Annotated in this window: 18 protein-coding genes; 3 read left to right on the top strand and 15 right to left on the bottom strand. The window is 73.1% G+C overall.

Annotated features, from left to right (window positions below):
• The first annotated feature begins 57 nt into the window (after positions 1–57).
• A complete protein-coding gene (locus tag J5Y10_RS22330; RefSeq protein ID WP_209376335.1) occupies positions 58–330 on the top strand; it encodes a hypothetical protein in 273 nt (90 codons plus the stop codon).
• 100 nt (positions 331–430) lie between these two features.
• On the top strand, positions 431–2,476 hold the full coding sequence (locus J5Y10_RS22325; protein WP_209376334.1) for a CHASE2 domain-containing protein: 2,046 nt from the start codon (positions 431–433) through the stop codon (positions 2,474–2,476).
• A 27-nt stretch (positions 2,477–2,503) separates the two neighbouring features.
• On the opposite strand, the gene J5Y10_RS22320 is transcribed toward J5Y10_RS22325, so the two are convergent.
• The 14 genes from J5Y10_RS22320 to J5Y10_RS22255 form a co-directional block, all read right to left on the bottom strand.
• Positions 2,504–3,523 (bottom strand): putative FMN-dependent luciferase-like monooxygenase, encoded by a 1,020-nt coding sequence (locus tag J5Y10_RS22320; RefSeq protein WP_209376333.1) that lies wholly within the window; start codon positions 3,521–3,523, stop codon positions 2,504–2,506.
• A gap of 79 nt (positions 3,524–3,602) precedes the next feature.
• Complete coding sequence (locus J5Y10_RS22315; protein ID WP_209376332.1) at positions 3,603–5,231, bottom strand: ABC transporter ATP-binding protein; 1,629 nt, start codon at positions 5,229–5,231, stop codon at positions 3,603–3,605.
• Positions 5,228–6,061, bottom strand: a complete 834-nt coding sequence (locus J5Y10_RS22310) for an ABC transporter permease (protein WP_209376331.1) — start codon at positions 6,059–6,061, stop codon at positions 5,228–5,230. Before J5Y10_RS22310 ends, J5Y10_RS22315 begins: the two co-directional genes overlap by 4 nt.
• Positions 6,058–7,035 (bottom strand): ABC transporter permease, encoded by a 978-nt coding sequence (locus J5Y10_RS22305; protein ID WP_209376330.1) that lies wholly within the window; start codon positions 7,033–7,035, stop codon positions 6,058–6,060. Before J5Y10_RS22305 ends, J5Y10_RS22310 begins: the two co-directional genes overlap by 4 nt.
• A gap of 16 nt (positions 7,036–7,051) precedes the next feature.
• On the bottom strand, positions 7,052–8,680 hold the full coding sequence (locus J5Y10_RS22300; RefSeq protein ID WP_209376329.1) for an ABC transporter substrate-binding protein: 1,629 nt from the start codon (positions 8,678–8,680) through the stop codon (positions 7,052–7,054).
• Positions 8,681–8,768: 88 nt separating this feature from the next.
• Positions 8,769–9,611: a VOC family protein gene (locus J5Y10_RS22295; RefSeq protein WP_209376328.1), complete on the bottom strand. Its 843-nt coding sequence runs from the start codon at positions 9,609–9,611 to the stop codon at positions 8,769–8,771.
• A gap of 442 nt (positions 9,612–10,053) precedes the next feature.
• Entirely contained in the window at positions 10,054–11,028 is a 975-nt protein-coding gene (locus J5Y10_RS22290) for a tripartite tricarboxylate transporter substrate binding protein (RefSeq protein WP_209376327.1), read from the bottom strand.
• Entirely contained in the window at positions 11,025–12,485 is a 1,461-nt protein-coding gene (locus tag J5Y10_RS22285; RefSeq protein ID WP_209376326.1) for an amidohydrolase family protein, read from the bottom strand. Before J5Y10_RS22285 ends, J5Y10_RS22290 begins: the two co-directional genes overlap by 4 nt.
• Positions 12,486–12,570: 85 nt before the next feature.
• Entirely contained in the window at positions 12,571–13,545 is a 975-nt protein-coding gene (locus tag J5Y10_RS22280) for a tripartite tricarboxylate transporter substrate-binding protein (protein ID WP_209376325.1), read from the bottom strand.
• A gap of 34 nt (positions 13,546–13,579) precedes the next feature.
• Entirely contained in the window at positions 13,580–13,942 is a 363-nt protein-coding gene (locus J5Y10_RS22275; protein ID WP_209376324.1) for a cupin domain-containing protein, read from the bottom strand.
• Positions 13,939–14,949, bottom strand: a complete 1,011-nt coding sequence (locus J5Y10_RS22270; protein ID WP_209376323.1) for a quinone oxidoreductase family protein — start codon at positions 14,947–14,949, stop codon at positions 13,939–13,941. Before J5Y10_RS22270 ends, J5Y10_RS22275 begins: the two co-directional genes overlap by 4 nt.
• A gap of 11 nt (positions 14,950–14,960) precedes the next feature.
• On the bottom strand, positions 14,961–15,845 hold the full coding sequence (locus J5Y10_RS22265; RefSeq protein WP_245214974.1) for a beta-keto acid cleavage family enzyme: 885 nt from the start codon (positions 15,843–15,845) through the stop codon (positions 14,961–14,963).
• Positions 15,842–16,582 carry an SDR family NAD(P)-dependent oxidoreductase gene (locus tag J5Y10_RS22260; protein WP_209376322.1) on the bottom strand — a complete coding sequence of 247 codons (741 nt, stop codon included), beginning with the start codon at positions 16,580–16,582 and terminating at the stop codon, positions 15,842–15,844. Before J5Y10_RS22260 ends, J5Y10_RS22265 begins: the two co-directional genes overlap by 4 nt.
• Entirely contained in the window at positions 16,579–17,463 is an 885-nt protein-coding gene (locus tag J5Y10_RS22255) for a dioxygenase family protein (RefSeq protein ID WP_209376321.1), read from the bottom strand. The genes J5Y10_RS22260 and J5Y10_RS22255 overlap by 4 nt, the downstream gene beginning before the upstream one ends.
• A gap of 77 nt (positions 17,464–17,540) precedes the next feature.
• Between J5Y10_RS22255 and J5Y10_RS22250 the strand changes: the two genes are divergently transcribed.
• Positions 17,541–18,644 (top strand): LacI family DNA-binding transcriptional regulator, encoded by a 1,104-nt coding sequence (locus tag J5Y10_RS22250; RefSeq protein WP_209376320.1) that lies wholly within the window; start codon positions 17,541–17,543, stop codon positions 18,642–18,644.
• 412 nt (positions 18,645–19,056) lie between these two features.
• Here J5Y10_RS22250 and J5Y10_RS22245 read toward each other — a convergent pair whose 3' ends face one another.
• The gene (locus J5Y10_RS22245) at positions 19,057–19,953 is read right to left on the bottom strand and encodes a GntR family transcriptional regulator (RefSeq protein WP_342452992.1); all 897 of its coding nucleotides are present in this window, start codon (positions 19,951–19,953) and stop codon (positions 19,057–19,059) included.
• Positions 19,954–20,205 lie beyond the last annotated feature (252 nt).

Below are 20,205 nucleotides of genomic sequence, written 5' to 3'. Positions count from 1 at the left end.
TTGTGATCGGGGAACGGTCAGCGCCATGATAGTCCATTCCGGCAGGAGGGCTGATCCATGGGACGTCATTGGGGTGTGGCCGGCCATGGACTGGTCCGGCCGGGTCTGGCGGCCGTTCTGATGCTCGCGGCGGGGATGATGCCGGCCCGCGCCGAGACGCCGCCCCTTCGCAAGCCGGTGGCCAGCACGGGCCAGGCCGCGCCGACGGACGACGCGGTCCTGGAACTCCTGCGTTCCCGCGGCGCGCCCTCGGGGCGCTCGGCGGCGGCCACGCGCGGCATGGCCCGCCCCGTTCAGCAGGCCCCCCTGGACGACCAGCAGCGACGCTGATCCCGGATGCGCGGGCCGCGACCTCCCGTTACCGCGGCCGGCGCGGCCCATCGGCCGCCTGACAGGCGCGGTGGGGGCGGGCGGCGGAGCGGGATGGACCTTGCCGCGCGCTGAGGCCGGGGCGCTGCGAGGTCCCGGCCGCCTTCTCCGTCGCCGGGCGGTCCGCGCCCTTCTCTCGGCCCAGGCGGTCGCCGTGCTGGTGCTGCTGGCACGGGGCGCGGGGCTGCTCCAGCCGGTCGAGCTCGCCTGGTACGACGCGGCGATGCGGCAGCGGGCGGGCAGCGCGGAGTCCGCCGAGATCGGCCTCGTCCTGGCCGATGAGAACGACATCACCCGCTTCGGCTGGCCCCTGCCGGACGGCGTGCTGGCCCGGCTGCTGTCCCGCCTGTCCGAGGCGGGGGCGGCCGCGGTGGCAGTGGACCTCTACCGCGATCGCCCTGTAGGCGAGGGCAGCGAGGCCCTGGCGGCCGTGCTGGCGGCGGAACCGCGGATCCTCTGGGCTTTCCGCCTGGGCGAGGAGGGGCGCCCCGGCATCTCCCCGCCCCCGGCCCTGCGCGGCACGGCGCGCGCCGCCTTCGCCGATGTGGTGGCCGATCCCGGCGAGGTGGTGCGGCGCGCCCTCCTGGCCGCCACCGAGCCGGAGAGCGGGCGCGTGGTGCCCTCCCTCGGCGCCGCGCTGGCCGCGCGGATCGCCGGCGCGCGTCTCCGCCCCGCCGGCGAGGACCTCACCTTCGGCGAGGGGCGGCTCCGCCTGCTGGAGGAACCCTTCGGCCCCTACGCGCAACTCGATGCCGCGGGCTACCAGACCCTGCTGGACTATCGCGGCACCTTCCGGCGGCTCTCGATCGCCGAGGTGATCGATGGCGGGGCCGCCGCGCTGGCCGGCCGCGGCGTGGTGGTCGGCATGGACAGCCTTTCCGTGCGGGACAGCTTCACCACGCCGCTGGGCACGGGCCTGGTCCGGACGGCGCCGATGCCGGGCGCCGCGGTGCATGCACATCTCGCGGCCGGGATGCTGCGCGTGGCGCGCGGGGAGGCCGGACCGCCCGCGCCGCCCCCGCGCCCGGCGGAGTACGCGCTGGTCTGGGCGGCGGCGATGCTCGGCGCGGCGATCCCGCTCGCCGCTCCGCCGCTCGGCTGGGCCACGGTGGCGGGCGGGCTGGCCGCACTCTCGCTCGCGGCGCTGCTCGGTGGGGCGCTGCTGGCCTTCGGCCTCGGCCTGCTGCTGCCCGCCATCCCCGCGGCACTCGGCCTGGCGCTCTCCACCGGCCTCTCGGCCTGGCTGCTGCTCGGCCTCGGCCACCGGCAGCGCCTTCAGCTCCACCGGAGCTTCGAGCACTACATGGACCCGCGCCTCGTCGGCGCCGTGCTCGCGGCCGAGATCCCGCCGCGCCTGGGAGGAGAGCACCGCGAGATCACCGCGATCTTCACGGATATCGCGGGCTTCACGACCCTGGCGGAGGCGCTGCCGCCGGAGCGGCTGGCGGAGTTGCTCAACGCCTATTTCGAGGGAATGGCGGCGGCGGTGATGCGCCATGGCGGGCTGGTGAACGACTTCATCGGGGACGGCATGGTCGCGCTGTTCGGCGCGCCGCTGGTGCAGCCCGATCACGCGGAGCGCGCCGTGGCGGCCGCGCTCGCGGCCGACAGCTTCGCGCAGGGCTTCGCCGCATCGCTGGCGGCTGAAGGGATCCCCTTCGGCCACACGCGCATCGGCGTGCATTCCGGCCTCGCGCTCGTGGGCAATCTCGGGACGCGGTCGCGGCTCAAATACGGGGCGCTGGGGGATACGCTGAACATCGCGGCGCGGCTGGAGTCCCTGAGCCGCTTCACGGGGACCCGCCTGCTCGTCTCCGCCGAGACGGCCGGGCGGACGCCGGGGCGGCTCCACCGGCTGGTCGGGGAGGTCCTCCTCGCCGGGCGCACCGGGCGCATCGGCGTGCTGGTCCCGCATGCCGGCAGTGCCGAGGCGGCCGCCCTGCACGAGAGCGCGATGGGGGCGATCCGCGCCGGCGATGCGGGGCTTGCCGCCCGCCGCCTGGAAACGCTGGCCGCAATGATGCCCGATGATCCCGTCATCGCCTTCCATCGTGCCAGGCTCGCCGCGGGGCTGTGCAGCCTGGAGGTGCGGCCGGACGGGAAGTGAGGCGCGCCCGGGAGGACGGGGCCGGGTTCAGGCGGGAACGACGACGGCGGGTTCCCAGCCGAGCGCCGGCGCGACCTTCTCCGCGATCAGCTCGATGGAGCGCAGGATGTAGGGGTGCGGCGGATCGGCGGAATGGACCTGGAAGGCGATGTCGGTCGCCTGCATCAGCGCGGCATCGGTGCGAAGGGATTCGATCACCTCCTCCGGCCGGCCCAGATGCAGGTCGGAGGCCGCGACGACCGATTCCAGCGGTCCCTCGGGAAAGGGAAGGTTCAGGGCGCGCGCCCGGTCGGCGGCGCGGCGCAGGCCGATCTCCGCGAGGCGCAGCGCCTCCGCCCGGTCGTCCGCGACGAAAAGGCTGCGCGAGGCCAGGATGCGCGGCGCGCGCCCGGGCGGCAGCGCGGCGCGATAGGCCTCGATCATCGGGAGCTGGATTCCGGCCAGGGGCAGGCCGGGCGCATCGGCCGGCCTGGGCTGGGTACGGGAGAGCATCAGCCCATCGCCCGCGCGCCCCGCCCGCGCCGCGCCGGCCACGGAGAAGCTGGCCTGCCACAGACGGTCCCGCAGCTGCGGCGCCTGCGGGCTCAACCGTGCGCCCCCGTCCAGGGGCGCCCCCTTCCAGGCGCGGAGGAGCCGGTCGAGCTTGGCGGTGAAGATCGCGGCGCGCTCCTCGCTGCGCTCGCCAAAGGCGGCATAGGCAGTCGCGGAGCCACCCGTTCCCAGGCCCATTTCCAGCCGCCCGCCCGAGAGCAGGTCGAGCACCGCCGCGTCCTCCGCCACGCGCAGCGGGTCCTCCAGCGCCAGCGTCACGACGCCCGTGCCGAGGCGGATGGCCGATGTGCGGGCCGCCACGGCGGCGAGGAAGACGAAGGGGGATGGCAGGCCACCTTCCGTCGGGTCGAAATGGTGCTGCGCCACCCAGGCGGAGTCGAAGCCGTGCCGCTCGGCGTGGCGGATCTGCTCCATCGCCAGGCGGAACCGCTCGCCCGGCCCCACATCGTCCAGAAGCCGGGTGAAGAAGCCGAGGCGCTTGCGGGCGGGCTGCATGGGCTTCTCCTTGGTCGGCGCCACCGAACGTCCTCTCCGGTAAAGCCTGAGCCGACGCGAAAGGCCAGTGCGGGGCCGGTCAGGCGACCTCGGCCGTCTCCGGCGGGGTCCAGGCCCGGCCGGGCACGGAGGCGAGAAGGGCGCGGGTGTAATCCTCGCGCGGCGCGCCGAAGACCTGCTGCGCCGTCCCCTCCTCCACCACATGCCCGCCCTGCATCACCGCGATCCGGTCGCAGATCTGCGCCGCCACGCGCAGGTCGTGGGTGATGAAGAGGAGCGACAGCCCGAGGCGCTGCTGAAGCTCCGCCAGGAGGCGCAGCACCTGCGCCTGCACCGAGACGTCCAGCGCCGAGACCGCCTCGTCCGCCACCAGCACCTCCGGGCGAAGGGCCAGGGCCCGCGCCAGGCCGATGCGCTGCCGCTGCCCGCCGGAGAACTCGTGCGGGAAGCGCTCCAGCGCGTCCGCGCGCAGGCCCACCAGCTCGAAGAGCTCGCGCGCCCGCTCCATCGCCTCGGCCCGCGGCACGCCGTGCAGCACCGGCCCCTGCGCCACGAGGTCGCCCACCCGGCGGCGCGGGTTGAGCGAGGCATAGGGGTCCTGGAAGACCATCTGGATACGCCGCGTCTCCCGCCGCCACTCCGCCGGGCGCAGCGCGAGCAGGTCCGTCTCGCCCAGGCGGACATGGCCCGCCTCCGGCTGCAGCAGGCGCATGACGCAGCGGGCCAGGGTGGACTTGCCGGATCCGCTCTCCCCCACGATGCCCAGGGTTCCGCCGCGCGGCAGGGTGAGGGTGACGTCGGCGACGGCCCGCGTCTCCCGGCCCTTCCGCCCGAACCAGCCGCTGCGGCGATAGGTCTTGGACAGGTCCTCGATCCGCAGGGCGGGCGGGGTATCGGCCGGCATCGGCGCGCGGAGCGCGGCGTGCAGCGGCGGCACGGCGGCGATCAGCGCGCGGGTATAGGGGTGCTCCGGGCGGTTCAGCACGGCTTCCGCCTCGCCGCTCTCCACCACCCTGCCGTGCTGCATCACGGCCACGCGGTCCGCGATCTCCGCCACCACGCCGAAATCATGGGTGATGAACAGCACGGCGGTACCGCGGCGCCGCTGCAGGTCGCGGACCAGGGCCAGGATCTGGGCCTGGGTGGTCACGTCCAGCGCCGTGGTGGGCTCGTCGGCGATGATGACCTCGGGCTCCAGCGCCAGGGCCATGGCGATCATGGCGCGCTGGCGCTGGCCGCCGGAGAGCTCGTGCGGGAAGGCCTTCAGCGCCGCGGGCGGGTCGGGCAGCCGCACCTCCTCCAGCAAGGCCAGGGCGCGGGCCTCGATCTCGGCGCCGGAAAGCCCGGTGTGGATGCGGAACATCTCGCCGATCTGGTCGCCGATGCTGCGCAGCGGGTTCAGCGCCGTCATCGGCTCCTGGAAGATCATGGCGATGCGCGCGCCGCGGATGCGGCGCATCCCGGCCTCGGGCATCGCCAGCAGATCCTCGCCGGTCAGCCGCAGGCTGCCGCCGGCGACGCCGATGCCTGGCGGAAGCAGCCGCATGATCGTGCCCGCCAGAATGGACTTGCCCGACCCGCTCTCCCCCACCACGCAGAGGATCTCGCCGCGCGCGAGGGCGAGGGAAACGCCTTCCAGCGCGAAGGCGCGGTCCCCGCCCGGCGGCAGCCGGACGTCGAGGTCGCGGATCTCCAGCAGGGAGGTCACGGCGTTCCTTTCAGGCGGGGGTTCAGCGCGTCGTTCAGGCCCTGCCCCACGAGGGAGACGGCCAGGACGGTGAGGAGGATCGCCAGGCCCGGGATGGCGGAGACGTACCACTGCACCCGCAGCACGGCCCGTCCGGCGCCGATGAGGTTGCCCCAGGAGGCCACGTTGGGATCGGAGAGGTTGAGGAAGGCCAGCGCGCTCTCCAGCAGGATGGCGGTGGCCATCACCACCCCGGCATAGACGATGACGGGCGGCAGGGCGTTGGGCAGGATCTCCCCGAGGATGATCCGGGCGTCGCGCATGCCGAGCGTCCGGCAGGCCTCCACGAACTCGCGCTGGCGCAGGGTGAGGAACTCGGCGCGGGTCAGGCGCGCCGTGGCGGGCCAGGAGACGATGCCGATGGCAACCGTGACCGTGCCGATCTCCGAGCCGAAGACGGCGACGAGCACGAGCAGGAGGAGAAAGTTCGGCAGGATCTGGAACATCTCGGCCACGCGCATCAGCGCATCGTCCACCCAGCCGCCGTAGTAGCCGGCGATGGCGCCGACGGCGACGCCGATACTCAGCGAGAGAAGCGTGGCGACCACGCCGATAAGGAGGGAGATGCGCGCCCCGTGCAGGAGCTGCGCGGCGATGTCCCGGCCCGTGTTGTCCGTGCCCAGGGGGAAGCGCGGGTTGGCGAAGGGCCATTGCAGCGGCCGCCCGGCCAGGCGCAGCGGATCGTCCGGGTAGAAGAAGGAGGCGGAGACGGCGGCGGCGAGGACGAGCAGCAGCAGCACCAGCCCGATGAGCCCCGCGGGATTGCGGAGGAAGCGGCCGAGCGCGCTCATGTCCGCCCCCCGATCCGCGGATCCAGCCGCGCGTAGAGCAGGTCCACCACGAGGTTCACGGCGATGACGAGCAGGGCGGAGACGAAGACGATACCGAGCAGCGTGTTCAGGTCCCGCTGCGTCACCGCGTCATAGGCCAGGCGCCCGAGGCCGGGCAGGGCGAAGACGCTTTCCACCACCACCGCGCCGCCGAGCAGCGTGCCGGCCTGCAGCCCGATGAGGGTGACCATGGGCAGCAGGGCGTTGCGGAGCGCGTGGCGCAGCAGCACCCCGGCCTCCCCTAGCCCCTTGGCGCGGGCGGTGCGGATATAGTCCTGCGTCATCACCTCCAGCATCGAGGCGCGCATGATCCGCAGGTAGATCGCCAGGAAGATGAGCGCGAGGGTGACGGTGGGCAGCAGCAGGTGGGTGGCGATGTCCGCCACGCGGCGGAGGCCGGTGAAGCCGGCCCCGATCTCCTCGAACCCGCCCGGGGGCAGCCAGCCCAGGGTGATGGAGAAGAGCACGATGCCCATCAGCCCGAACCAGAAGGAGGGCGTGGCGTAGAAGACGAGGCCGAGGGTGGAGATCAGCGTGTCCGGCCAGCGATGCACCCGCCGGGCGGCGAGGATGCCGAGCGCCGTGCCTGCCCCGATGGCGAGCAGCAGAGAGGAGAGCATCAGCAGCAGCGTGACCGGCAGGCGTTCCAGGATCACGCTCGCCACCGGCTTGCCGTAGATGCTGGAGAAGCCGAGATCGAGCTGCACCAGCCGCAGGAGGTAGCGGCCGAGCTGCACGGGCACGGAGACGTCCAGCCCGTAGAACTGCCGCAGCTGCTCCATCATCGCCGGATCGCCGCCGCCGATCTGCGCGGTCAGCGCATCCACCGTGTCGCCCGGGGCGAGTTGCAGGAGCAGGAAGAGGCCGACGAGGACGAGAAAAAGCGTCGGCAGGCTGGCGAGCAGCCTGCGCGACGCGAGGGCGAGAAGCCGCACGGCTCGGCCCCGTCGATCAGCCGGGCGCCAGCCAGGTGTCGTGCCAGTCGGCCGACCCCCAGCGCGGCGTGTTCAGCGCGTTGCCCACGCGCTTGCTGATCACGGTCTGGAACTCGCGCTCCGTGACCATCCAGATCGGCAGCTCCTCGTTCACCGCGCGCAGCCACTCCGCGTAGAGGGCCTTGCGCTTTGCCGGATCGGTCTCGGAGGCGGCCTGGTCCGTCAGCCCATCCACCTTGTCGGACTGCCAGCCCCACTGGTTGGTCCAGGGCGCGCCCTTGGGGCTGCCGGAGCGGTACCAGACGGTGGTGGAGACGGCCGGATCGCCCCGGTACTGGTGCCAGCCCGTCGCGATGTCGAAGTTCCAGTCCGTGTACACCGCCCGCAGCGCGCCGGCGGCGTCGTAGTTCACGATCTCTACCCGGATGCCCACGGCCTGCAGCGATTGCTGGATGAAGGTGGCCAGCAGCGGCACGTCCTCGCCGTTCTGGATGGGAACAAGACGGAGGGAGAAGCGCACCCCGCCGGCACCGCGGCGATACCCCGCCTCGTCCAGCAGCGCCTCCGCGCGGCGCTTGTCGAAGGGATAGGGCGGCTTGGCATCCGCCGGGAAGAAAGCGGCGGAGCTGGAGGGGATGGGGCCGGCCGCCGGCTTGCCCTGGCCGTAGAGGAAGTTCTCGAGGAAGAAGGGCACGTCGATGGCGTGGGCGATGGCGCGGCGCACCCGCAGATCGGCCAGTTCCTTCCGGCGGTGGTTGAACTCCAGCGTGTTGTTGAAGGCGTTCGCCTCCGAGCCCCGGGTGGTGACGGTGAAGCGCGGGTCCTTGCCCAGCCGGTCCAGGTCCGCCAGGCCGATGCCGTTATAGGCGGAGAGCTGGATCTGCCCCGTCTCGATCGCGGCGGTGGCGGCGCTGCGGTCCGTGATGAAGCGCCAGACGATCCGGTCCAGCGGCGCCGGGCCGCGCCAGTAGGTCGGGTTGCGCTCGGCGATCACGTACTGCCCGCGCTCGTACCCCACGAACTTGAAGGGCCCCGTGCCGACGGGGGCGGTGTTGGCCGGGTTCTCCAGAACGTTCGTGCCCTCGAACAGGTGGCGCGGCACGACGTAGCCGAGGTCGCAGAGGGCGCGCAGCAGCAGGTGCAGCGGCATGGGGCGGCTGTAGCGGAACACGGCCGTGTGCGGGTCCGGCGTGTCCACCGCGTCCAGGTACTGCTGCAGCTGGGTGCCGTAGTTCAGGTGCCTCTTCCACAGCTCCAGCGCGTTGTACTGCACGTCGGCGGAGGTGAAGGGCTTGCCGTCGTGCCAGGTCACGCCCTCCCGCAGCTTGAAGGTGATGGTGCGGCCGTCCGGCGCGCTCTCCCACGACGTGGCGAGGACGGGGGCCGGCCTGCCGAAGGCGTCCAGGTCCACCAGCGCCTCGATGATCTTGCTGGTGATGACGTAGACGCCGGTGGAGGCGCGCAGGGCCGGGTTCAGGATGCGCTGCTCACCGCTCATATGGGCGGTCAGCACGCCGCCGCGGCGCGGCTCGCCCCCGGCTGCCTGGGTCTGAGAGCCCGGGGCCTGGGCCGCCGCCTCCCGGGCCAGCTGCATGGTGGCGAGGAAGGCCGGGAGGGACGCCAGGACGGCGCGACGGGTGGTCATGGCGGTCTCCAGGAGTGCTCGTTGAATGAGGGGAACGGGCGCGGCCGTTACAACCGCTGCCCGCCGCCAGGATCGATGATCCGGCGCGTCAGGGCAGGAAGGCCAGGGCCAGACCGGCGGCCGAGGCGGCCGGGACCAGCACGCGATCCTCCCGGGCGGACAGCCCGGCGATGGCGTTCTCCGAGAGCAGCCGCGCCGTCGCGCCGAGGTCCCGCACGCGGATGCCGAGCGCGACCATCCGGTCCGTGCCGTCCGCCTGCACCGGCGCGGCATCCCCGAAACGCTGCCGCACCGCCTCCGGCGAGAGGATGAGGACGGAGGCCGTGTCCGCCGGGACGGCGTATCCGCCTTCCGTGGCGGCCACGGCATCATCGCCGAACAGCTCGCGGTAGAGGCCGGCCGCCCTCGCCGGGTCGGCGGCGGCAATCACGAATTCGGCCAGCCCGGTCGCGCCATTGGCGTGCCCCCGCCACTCGTCGCGCCAGACCAGTTCCGGCGTGAAGTGGTGGCAGAAGAAGACGCGGCCGTTCTGCACGCGCGGGTCGGAAAGGGTTGCCGTGCGGAAGCGGGCCTCGCCCACGCCCTCGCTCGTACGGACCGGCCGGTGGAACTCGCGGGGGTCCTCCACCTGGATGCCCCGGGCGCGGAGGGAGGCGGCGAAGCCGGGATCCGCCGGCGGCTTGAAGACGAGGCCGGCCAGGCCGGTCGGGTGCTGGAGGAAGTCCACGCGGCTGGCCTCGCGCCCGGGCTCCACGCCCAGCAGCTCCAGGTAGTCCTGGCCGAAGATCGCGAGGTGGTTGCTGGAGCCGAGCGAATGGTGGCCGCGCTCGGTCAGCGAGAAGCCGAGCCTCCCATACTCGGCGGCCGCCTCGTCGAGCCCGCTGGCGACGTTGATGACGACGTGGTCGATGACCGGGCGAAGAAAGGGCAAGGCGAGGACTCCACGATGGGGACAGGGTATCAGAGACCTTGCCGGACGCTATCGCGTGGCCGGCGCGGCGCGGAAGGTTCCGCCCTGGACGGCGTGCGGGTTCGGCGGGGGTGCGGGATGGGGCGGGGGCCGCGCGGTGTCCCGGGCCCCGTCCATGCCGGATGGGGGCGGGCCTTCTCGGGCGCCCCCTAGCTGCCCATGACCGTCTGACGGCCGGGACTCAGCTTCGACAAGGCTCTGCGCGCTTCATGCGGCCTGTCAGCGAATGGCTCGACATACGGGAAGGCTAGCAGCGCCCTTCCGGCACACGAAGAGGCAGCGCTTCCAAATCCGGTCACGCCGGAAGCAGGGTTGCCCTACGCGATCCGCCTTTCGGAGCACGAACCGGCTGCGGCGCATCGAAGAAGGTCCCGCTACCGTAGGGGGCGCGCGCCAGCGACGCTCACTCCCCCCGGATGCCGCCGCGCCGCACCACGTCGGCCCAGAGGGTGAGCTGCCCGTCCAGATGCGCGGCGAAGTCCGCCGGGCTGTCGGCCACCACCTCGTAGCCCTGGCGCAGCAGCGCCTCCCGCGTCGCGGGGACGGAGAGCGCCTCGGCCGCCGCCGCGTGCAGCCGCGCGACGATGGCGGGCGGCGTGGCGGCCGGGGCCAGGAGCGCCTGGAAGGTGTCCACCACCACCCCGGCCACGCCGGCCTCGGCCAGGGTGGGCACATCCGGCAGGGCGGGCCAGCGCGCCGGTCCCGTCACCGCCAGGGCCACCAGCGCCCCGGACTGCACGGAGGGCAGCGCCTGGGGCAGGGCGGAGAAGGAAAGGTCTACCTGCCCGCCGAGCAGCGCCTGCATCGCCGGTGCGGCCCCGGAATAGGGAACATGGACCAGCTCCGCCCCGGTGCGCTGCCGCAGCAGCTCCGCGGTCAGGTGCGGGCTCGTCCCGATACCCGGCGTGGAATAGGTCAGCCCGCCCGGGCGCCCCTGCGCGGCCGCGATCAGCCCGGCCAGGTCGCGCAGCCCCTTGCCCGGCCCCGCCACGATGATGTTGGGCGAGACCACGGCGCGGGTGACGGGCACGAAGTCCCGACGCACGTCGAAGGCCGCGTTCGGGTAGAGCGCGGGGTTGATGGCCAGCGCGTTGCTGACCACCAGCAGGGTCTGCCCGTCCGGCGCGGCCCGTGCCGCGGCGGCGATGCCGATATTGCCCCCGGCCCCCGCCCGGTTCTCCACCGGGAAGCCCGTGCCGATCCGGGATTGGAGCTCGCGGGCCAGCAGCCGGGCCACCGTGTCCGTCGGCCCGCCGGCCGCGAAGGGCACGATCACGCGCACCGGCCCATCCGGCCATGGCCCCGCCGCGCGGGCGCCCCGCGCGAGGGCGATGGTACCGGGGCCGGCCAGGAGGGCGCGGCGGCGCAGGGGCCTCATGTCGCGCTTCGCGCCTCGAGCGCCGCCGCCCGGCGCCGCACCTCTTCCGCGGCCCGGGCGGCATCGGCGTGCAGCAGCCGGCCGTCGCGCTTCAGCACGCGGCCATCCACCATCACGGTCTCCACCGCGGCGGCACCGCCCTGGTTCAGCACCGCCGCCACGGGATCGTGCACCGGGCTGGCGCCCACCGTGTCCGCCCGCAGCAGCACGATGTCGGCCCGCTTGCCCGGCGTCAGGCTGCCGGCGACGTCGCCCAGCCCGGCGGCCCGCGCCCCGCCCAGCGTCGCCCAGTGCAGCGCCTGGCGCGTGGTGAAGGCAACCTGGGGCAGCAGCGTGCCGGCCTGTCGCGCCTCCGCATTGGCGAGGCCGCGCGCGGCGGCCAGCGCAATGCGCGCCTGCACCAGCACGTCCCCGCCCACGCCGGCCGAGATGTCGCTGCCCACCGCCGCGATGCCGCCGGCCCGCTGCATCCGCGCGGCGCAGGGGAAGCCGTGGCCCATCTGCATCTCCACCTCGGGCGTGGAGACGGTGCTGCCGCCGGCATCGGCGACCATCCTGTACTCGTCCTCGTCCAGGTCGTTGGCATGGGCCAGGGAGACCTTCGGCGTCAGCAGCCCGCGCTCCCGCATCATCGCGATGCCGCGCCAGGTCCGGCCGGCATAGACCGGCGCGCCGGCATGGAACTGCACGAGAAGGTCGAACTCCCGCGCCAGGCGGATATCGCCCGCCACCTCGTCCATGGTGGAGAAGTCCGGGCCGCGGATGGCCAGGGCGAGCCTCACCCGCCCGGGCGAGGCCATGCGCCCGGCCCGCAGGCGCCGCATGTCCTCCGCCACCGCCTCAGGGCTGTTGGCGCTGCGCACGCTGCCGGCGCCCGATCCTGCGAGCCCGTAGGCGAAGACGGCGCGGATGCCCGAGGCCTCGAAGGCGTCCAGCGCCGCGTCCGCATGGCCCGGGCTCGTCGTCTCCCGGCTCCAGTCCAGCACCGTGGTCACGCCGGCATCGAGAAGCTCCAGCGAGCCGCCGTAATCCGCCGCGCGCAGGTCGTCCGGCGAGAGGCGGGAGGAGAGCTTCGCGACCACCGTGGCGAAGTACTGCGCCAGGGTCTGGTCCGCCGACATGCCGCGCTGCAGCGCCTGGCCGAGATGGATATGCGCGTTCACCAGCCCGGGGATGGCGATGCGGCCCGCCGCCTCCAGCACCTGCGCCCCTTCGGGCGCATCCAGGACAGGCCCGATCGCGGCGATGGCGCCGTCCCGCACCAGGATGTCGCCGCGCGCGAGGTCCGGCACCGCCGGGTCCATCGTGACGACGGTGGCACCGCGGATCAGCAACGGGCGCCGGGGATCGAAGGCCTCCGGCACGCGCGGGGCGGCCGGAACCGTCTGGGCCGCGACAGGGAAGGATGTGGCGGCGAGCGAGAGCCCGGCCAGCAGGGCACGGCGCGGTGGGCGCATGGATCGTTTCCTCGCGCCCCCTTGTCAGAGACCGGCACCGGGCGGAGGGCTTCGCCACGGCGCCTTTTCCCGATGCCCTCGTCGATTAGTCCGCGTATTCGCCGGCGGCGGAGAGGATGGGCCGCCAGCGCGCGATCTCCGCCTCCAGAAAGGCGCGGTGCGCGTCGGGCGTCGCGCGCTCCGGCGGCTCGGCCGTGGTGGCAAGATCGCTGAAGCGGTTGAGCACGGCCGGGTCGGCCAGCGCCGCGCGAAGCGACTGGGCCAGCCGGTCGATCACAGGCCGCGGCGTGCCGTGCGGGGCGTAGAAGCCGTGCCAGATCGTGACCTGCAGCTGCGGCAGCCCGCCCTCCGTCGTCGTCGGCACGTCCGGCAGCGCGGCGAGGCGCTGGGGCGTCGTCACCGCGAAGGCCCTCACCCGGTTGTCGCGGATATAGGGCACGGTGTTGGTGGTCTGGTCGCAGGTGATGTCGATGCGCCCGGCCATCATCTCCGTCATGACGGGCGCGGTGCCGCGGAAGGCCACCGGCGTCATCGGCGTCTGCAGGATGGAGCGCAGCAGCGTGCCGCAGAGCTGGCTGGCGGAGCCGAGCCCGGCATGGGCGATGTTCACCTCCGCCCCAGGCCGGCGCAGCCAGGCCAGCAGTTCCGGCAGGTTCTTCGCCGGCAGGTCCGGCCGGCCGATCAGCGTCATCGGCACGGGCGTGATCAGGCCGATCGCGTCCAGCTGGGTCAGCGGATCGTAGGGTGGGCGGCGGTACAGGGTGGGCGCGGTGGCCACGCCGATATTGCCCAGCAGCAGCGTGTAACCGTCCGGCCGGGCCTGCACCACGCGCTGCGCGCCCAGCGTGCCGCCGGCGCCCGTCACGTTCTCCGCCACCACGGCGACGCCGAGGGCGCGGGACATGGCCTCCGCCACCTGGCGGGCCACCACGTCCGTGGGGCCGCCGGCCGCGAAGGGCACGATGACGGTGATGCTCTTGTCGGGGAAGCGGGGCTGCTGCGCGAGGGCGGGAAAGGCCGCGAGCACGGCCCCCGCTAGCAGGACGAACATTCTTTTCATTTGTCTTTTCCTCCCTGTTGCACGCCGCCGGCCGCTAGCCCGGAATGGCGGGCCGCAACGGCATAGCCAGCAGCACGGCCGCGGGCCGGTTGGTGCGGTTCTCAAGCTTCCGGCCCTCGCCCGGCGCGATGCGGCAGGAATCCAGGCGGCCCAGGGTCGCCTCCTCCTGCCGGCCGTCGATCTCCGCGACGACGGTCAGCTCGCCCTCGACCACGACGTAGTGCTTCTCGATCGGGGATGCGTCGAGCGTGGTGTGGCCGCCCGGCAGCAGCCAGGAGAGGCCCATCCAGAGCGTGTCCGACGGCCCGGCCTCGCGGCCCTGCAGGCGGAACATCCGCATGTCGAAATGCCCGGGCGCCTCGTAGCGCTGCGCCGCGTCGAAGCGGGTGACGTTCACGCCCCCATCTCCAGCAGCACGCGCTGCGGAGCACCGCCGAGGACGACGCGATAGGCCTCCTCCGCGCGGGAGAGCGGGAAGACGTGATCCTCCTCGATCTCGTAGGGAGTGATCGCGCCGGATTCGAAGCCGGGGCGCAGCGAGTCCAGGACCGCCCCCGTCTCCGCCGCGCTCAGCGCCAGCGTGTCCACGCCCACGTAGCGATGGCGCGCGCGGTAGAAGGCCAGGATGTCGAAGGGCACCGCGCGGTCCAGGGTCGCGATGAAGATCTGCGTGCCCCCATGCGCCAGGGCCGCATTGCCCGTGGCGAACCAGGGCGAGCCGACGCAGTTGAAGACGAGGTCGGCGCCGTGCCCGCCTGTCGCCGCGCGCACGGCTTCCGCCACGTCGCCCGCCGTGCTGTCGAACACCGCATCCGCCCCGCGCACGGCGGCCGCCGCCTCCGGGCGCCGGATGCCGGCCAGCACCCGGGCGCCGGCGGCCTTCGCGATCACGCAGGCGGCCTGGCCGACGCGGCCATTGGCGCCGAGCACGAGCACCGTCTGACCCGCGCGCACCCCGCCCGCCTCACGCCAGCCCACCTCGGCCGTGACGAAGGGCACGCCGATCGCCGCCGCCTGTCGCATTGAGAGGTTGGCGGGCTTGCGGAACACGGCCTCCGGCGGAAGGGCGAGGTAGCGGGCATGGCTGCCGTCCCGGGTGATGCCGACATCGCCCCCGGACCCCCAGACCTGCGCGCCCACCAGTTCCGCCGCTCCCTCGACCACGGTGCCCGCGAAGTCGCGGCCCGGCGTGCGCGGGAAGACGGCCTTGGGCATGGCGCCCAGCACGGCCTTCACGTCGGAGGGGTTCACGCCGGCGGCGGCCACCTCCACGAGGCACCAGCCCGGCGGCACCTCCGGCCGGTGCTCTTCCAGTTGCAGGCCCAGGGATTGCGGGCCGGCGGCCTTGGCGCCGACGCGCAGCGCAAGGCTCTTGCCCGTCTCCGTCTGGAGGGCGGCGGACATGGCGGGACCTTTCAGGACAGGCCGATGATCGCGCGCGCCCGGGCGGGGCTCGCGATCTTCGGGCCGAGGTGCTCGACGATGCGGCGGGCCTTGGCGACCATCGCCGCGTTGGAGGGCGCGAGGACGCCGCGCTCGATCATCACCGCGTCCTCCAGCCCCACCCGCGCATGGCCGCCCGCGAGGACGGACTGCGCGACCATGGGGAAGGAGGAGCGGCCGGTGCCGATGACCGTGAACTGCGCCTCCTCCGGGATCAGGCCGCGCGCGTAGAGGACCGTCTCCGGCGAGGGCGGGAAGCCGTACTTCACGCCCAGCACGAAGGAGCAGAGCACCGGCGTGCCGAGCGAGCCATCGGCCAGCATGTCGCGCATCAGCCCGCAATCGCCGGAATCGAACAGCTCGATCTCCGGCACCGCCCCGGCCTCGCGGATGGCCTTCGCCATCAGCCGCGCGTTCTTCGGCGTGTTGATCACCACCTGGGCGCCCGAATTCATCGTGTTCAGGTCCAGCGTGGCGATGTCCGGCCGCAGCGCGGTGATGTGCGCGGTGCGGATGGCGGGCGTGGTCAAGGTGGTGCCGGGGCCGGCGAGCTTCGGATCCTCCTCCCCCACCACGAAGCGGCCGCCGGGGCCGGTGGTGAGATTGATGATGAGGTCCTTGTTCTTCGCGCGGATGCGCTCCACCACGTCGCGGTAGTATTCCAGCTCCATGCTGGGCTTGCCCGTCGCGGGGTCGCGCACGTGCAGGTGGGCGATGGAAGCCCCCTCCTCCGCGGCGGCGAGCGCGGCATCCGCGATCTCCTCCGGCGTCACCGGCAGCCCGGGGTGCTGCTCCAGCGTCGTCAGGTTGCCCGTTACGGCACAGGTGAGGATCACCTCGTCACGCATGGCCCTCATAGTGCGCGCCCTCCATCCACAAGAAGTACGGATCCGGTCGAGTAGGTGAGCAGCGTGGCGCAGGCGAGGACGGCTTCGGCCACGTCCTCCGGCAGGGCAACGCGCTTCAGCGGGATGCTCGGCGCGATCTTCGCGTTCTGCTCCGGCCCGCGGCCGGGCACGAAGCCCGTCTCCACGATACCGGGGGAGATGGACATCGCCCGCACCTTTGGCCCCAGCGCGCGGGCCAGCGACTTCGTCATGCTGTCAGTCGCCGCCTTCAATGCGGCGTAGGCGAGGTTGGAGCCGGAGCCGTTCAGCCCGCCGATCGAGGAGACGTTCACCACCAGCCCCTCGGATTCCTCCAGCAGCGTCCGGAAGGCGCGCACCGCCGCAAAGGGGCCGCGCCAGTTCACCGCCCACATCCGGTCCAGGAACGCGTCGTCGAGCGCGTCCAGGTCGCCATGCGGCACGGCCTTGGTGAAGCCCGCGCTGTTGACGAGGATGTCGCAGCGCCCGCGGGTCTCCCGCACCTGCGCCGCCAGGGCGTTCAGGGAGGTGCTGTCCTCCACGCTCGCCGGCAGCGCCGCATGGCCCTCGCCCGGCAGTTCCCCGACCAGCGCGCGCGCCGCCGCCTCACCCCCGCGATAGGTGACGACCACCGCCGCCCCTGCCCCGGCCAGGCTGCGCGCCGTGGCCGCGCCGATGCCGCCGGATCCGCCGATGATGACGGCGGTGCTTCCCTGAAGGTTCTTCATGCGATCGGCGGCACGGGCAGCCGCGCCTCCCCGGGTTCCATGTGGAAGATGTAGTCCAGGCTCCACCACTCATTCGCGCTGCCGTCCGGCGCTGGTCCCTCGCCGAGCCGGTAGCCGCCCACCAGCGCGCGGGTGACGCCGAAGACGACGTCGCTCTCCAGGTGCTCGTCGTCGTCCACGAAGACCTGGGTGATGAGCGTCTTGAAGCCGGGCTTGTGGATCAGGAAGTGCAGGTGGGCCGGGCGGAAGGGGTGCCGGTTCTGGGCCCGCAGCAGGTCGCCGGTCGGGCCATGGGTGGGCACCGGGTAGCCGGCGGGCTTCACGGAGGTGAAGCGGAAACGCCCCTCGGCATCCGTGGTGAACTGCCCCCGCAGGTTCATCGGGGCCATGTCCGGGTCCTGGTTCTCGTAGACGCCTTCCGGCGAGGAGTGCCAGACATCCACCCGCGCACCGGCTACGGGCGCCCCGCCCGCGAGCACCTGGCAGGAGGCGAAGAGGCGCGGGCCGGGGGTGGGCCCGCGGACGATGCTGCCGCCATCCTCCACCTTCGGGGAGTTGTCCCGCCAGAAGGGACCGAGCAGCGCGGCCGCCGTCTCGGTCGCGCCGTCCGCACCGTTGTTCAGCAGGCAGACGAGGGTGGAGACGCCCACGGCGTCGGAGAACAGCACGCCCTCATTGTGGGTGGGGCTGTTCGCCTGGCCGATGCGGCAGAGGAAGTCCACGCCGAACTCCCATTCGCTCTCGCTCGGCCGGACCTCCCGGATGAAGGCGTGAAGGTGGCGGACCAGCGCGGCGGAGACCGCCTTCAGGCGCTCGTCCGAGGTTCCCGCCATCGCCTCCAGCACAGCGGGCGTCACCGCCGCTTCGCCGTCGATAATCACGGCCGCGTCTCCTCCGAAGCTCTTGCAATCGATTGTATGGGGTTCCCGCGCGGGGGTGCAATCGATATTTTGGGGCGATGTCCCCTACGCAGTCCCGAATGGTGGCCCTGCGCGACGTGGCCGCGGCGGCGGGGGTGCATCCCTCCACCGCCTCCCGCGCGCTGAACCCGGCCATGCGCTACCTCGTGGCGGATCCTGTCGTGGCGCGGGTGCAGGAGGTCGCTTCCCGTCTCGGCTACCGGCCGAACGCGGTGGCCATGTCGCTGCGCACCGGCCGCTCCCGCCTGATTGGGGCGCTGGTGCCGGGGATCGCCAACCCTGTCTTCGCGCCCATCCTCGCCGGCGCGGCGGAGGTCCTGTCCTCGGCCGGCTATGCGCTGATGGTCGCCGACCCCGGCGACGACAACGGCCGCGCCGCCGAGTTCGTGGAGCAGCTTGCGGCGCGCGGCGCGGACGGGCTGCTGCTCGCCACGGCCTCCCTGCGGGACGACCCGGCCCTGGCGGCCTGCCGCGCGCGGAACATCCCCGCCGTCCTCGTCAATCGCGGCAGCGAGGGGATGTCCTCCGTCGTGTCGGACGACCGGGGCGGGATGGCGCTGGCCGTCGCCCATCTCCTCCAGCTCGGCCACCGCCGCATCGCACTCATCGCCGGCCCGGCGCAGCTCTCTACCGGCCTTCGCCGCAGCGAGGGATTCGAGGAGGCCCTGCGCGCGCAGGGCTTGGCGCCGGACCCTGCGCTGCAGGAGATCACCGCGGCCTACACGCGCGAGGCGGGAGAGCGGGCGGCCGCCCGGCTGATCGCACGGCATTCCGACGTCACGGCCCTGTCCTGCGCCAACGACCTGCTCGCGCTCGGCGCCTACGACGCCTGCCGCCGCGCCGGGCTGCGGATTCCCGAGGACATCTCCGTCACCGGCCACAACGACATGCCGATGGTGGACCTGATCGAGCCGCCGCTGACGACCGTGCGCATCCCGCACGGCGAGATGGGCCGCCAGGCCGCGGGCCTGCTGCTGGACAGGATCGGCCATGGCGGCGGCGCGAGCGACGTGGTCCTGCCATCGGCGCTGGTTGTGCGCGGCTCCACCGCCGCGCCGCGCCCCACCGCCCCGGGGGCCGCCCCGGCGGCACGCTCAGCGCGGAGGCGAGGGCCGGCACGGCCCGGTCATCCGGAAGGCTGAACCTGGCGCCGAGCCAGGCCGCGAGGGGCCCTCGTCGGCGATCATGGGCCGAACCTTCCGCGCCGCGCTCGCTGTCTCAGGCCGGCCAGTCCCGCGCCGGCAGCCGCCGCCCGTCCCTGGACGAGGCGAGGACGTCGTCGATCAGCCGCGTGGGCCTCACCGCATGCCCGAAGCCCGGCGCCGTCGCCGTGCCGTGCAGGATGTCGTGACAGGCCTGGCATCGTTCGATCGAACGTGCCGGTCGTCCTGCGCGAAAGGCACATGCACTGGGCGGCCGTGCTCGTGCCAGGGGTGCTGTACCCGGTGCCGCTGCATGCGGCGCCGCATCGGGAGGGAAGTGGTCGCGGGTGATCCGCGCTCCCCTTCAGGTCTCCATCCCCGGGAATCGGTGCCTGTTCGGACCGTCGCGGTCCTAGCCTGACGGGTGCTGCTTCGCCTCGAGAAGGGGACGAACCGTCGACAGCTTCTCCATGACGCCTTGCAGATGCGCGCGCAGCAGACCCGCCGCTTCAATCTGGGCGCCACGCTCGATCAGCCGGAGGAGTTCGAGGTGCTCGGCGGCCTGTCGCCGGTATCGGCTGCGATCGGCGAGGGAGCGATACACCAGGAGCCGACGGATCCGGTTCACCCGCTTCAGGGTATCGAGGAAGAACGGATTGCCCGATGCGCCCACGATCGCTTCGTGGAAGCGGACGCCACGATCATAGAGGGCGTCGGCCGATGCCGTCTCGATCTCGCCGCCGAGCATCCGCTCCTCCACCGCGCGGCACCGGAGGAGTGTCTCCCGCGCAAGGCAGTAGCCGGGCTCCAGGAGGCTTGCCGGTTCGATGGCGAGGCGGAGACGATAGCTCTGCTCCAGCGCGGTCGGTGTCGTCAGGACGGCGGAGAAGCGCCACCCGTAGCCCGGGCGCCTCTCCGCCCAGCCCTCCCCGGCCATGCGATTGAGAAGTTGCGAGAGCTGGCCGCGGCCCAGGCCGTACCGGTCCCGCATGGCCTGCTCCGAAATGGTGTCGGGCAGGGCCCCGGCCAAGCGGTCTTCGGCGATGCGGAAATAGGCCGATGTGAGATCATCGTGGCCGCGCTCGGCGCGATAGCTGGCTGCGTGGTCCGGGCCGTCGGAAGCAACGGAGAAGCCCCGGCCGGGATCGGCGGTCAGCAGGCCGCGATCGGCCAGGATCCGCATGGCCTGCCCGATCGGGAACCGCGAGACCCCGAGCAGGTCCGCCAGGCGCTGCGCGAGCAGGCGATCCCCGGGCTTCAGCGTTCCGTCCGCAACCAGTGCCGAGATCGCCGCGGCCGCCTCCGTCACGACCCGCCCCGTCATGCGCCTCGTCGTGTCGCTCATCGGCAGAACCGGAAACTCCCTGACGCCGGCTGGCCCATCCGGGGCCGTCATCCCCGCGCCTTCTCGCCTCATCCTGCAACCCTCCGCAAGCGCCGATGCCGCTGGGCGGTCAGCCACGATCCCGCCGGGCCATCCGGGCGCCCCTCGAGCGGGGTGGAAAAAGCATATTGCATTTCTTGGCCGCTAAATGCATTCATCGCGGCAAGAAGAACGACA

This window comes from Roseomonas indoligenes (genome assembly GCF_017813365.1).
GTDB classification, from domain to species: Bacteria; Pseudomonadota; Alphaproteobacteria; order Acetobacterales; family Acetobacteraceae; genus Roseomonas; species Roseomonas indoligenes.
Note: the sequence above shows the minus strand (reverse complement) of the source record. Positions and strands in the feature narration are given on the sequence as shown.

Bases quoted from the DNA above. Each gene is read 5' to 3' on its own strand.
- J5Y10_RS22260 (WP_209376322.1), bottom strand. From the start codon at position 16,582: ATGAAGAACCTTCAGGGAAGCACCGCCGTCATCATCGGCGGATCCGGC.
- J5Y10_RS22285 (WP_209376326.1), bottom strand. From the start codon at position 12,485: ATGCGCCCACCGCGCCGTGCCCTGCTGGCCGGGCTCTCGCTCGCCGCC.
- J5Y10_RS22300 (WP_209376329.1), bottom strand. From the start codon at position 8,680: ATGACCACCCGTCGCGCCGTCCTGGCGTCCCTCCCGGCCTTCCTCGCC.
- J5Y10_RS22265 (WP_245214974.1), bottom strand. From the start codon at position 15,845: ATGAGGGCCATGCGTGACGAGGTGATCCTCACCTGTGCCGTAACGGGC.
- J5Y10_RS22310 (WP_209376331.1), bottom strand. From the start codon at position 6,061: ATGAGCGCGCTCGGCCGCTTCCTCCGCAATCCCGCGGGGCTCATCGGG.
- J5Y10_RS22330 (WP_209376335.1), top strand. From the start codon at position 58: ATGGGACGTCATTGGGGTGTGGCCGGCCATGGACTGGTCCGGCCGGGT.
- J5Y10_RS22270 (WP_209376323.1), bottom strand. From the start codon at position 14,949: ATGTCCGCCGCCCTCCAGACGGAGACGGGCAAGAGCCTTGCGCTGCGC.
- J5Y10_RS22320 (WP_209376333.1), bottom strand. From the start codon at position 3,523: ATGCAGCCCGCCCGCAAGCGCCTCGGCTTCTTCACCCGGCTTCTGGAC.
- J5Y10_RS22290 (WP_209376327.1), bottom strand. From the start codon at position 11,028: ATGAGGCCCCTGCGCCGCCGCGCCCTCCTGGCCGGCCCCGGTACCATC.
- J5Y10_RS22280 (WP_209376325.1), bottom strand. From the start codon at position 13,545: ATGAAAAGAATGTTCGTCCTGCTAGCGGGGGCCGTGCTCGCGGCCTTT.
- J5Y10_RS22250 (WP_209376320.1), top strand. From the start codon at position 17,541: ATGTCCCCTACGCAGTCCCGAATGGTGGCCCTGCGCGACGTGGCCGCG.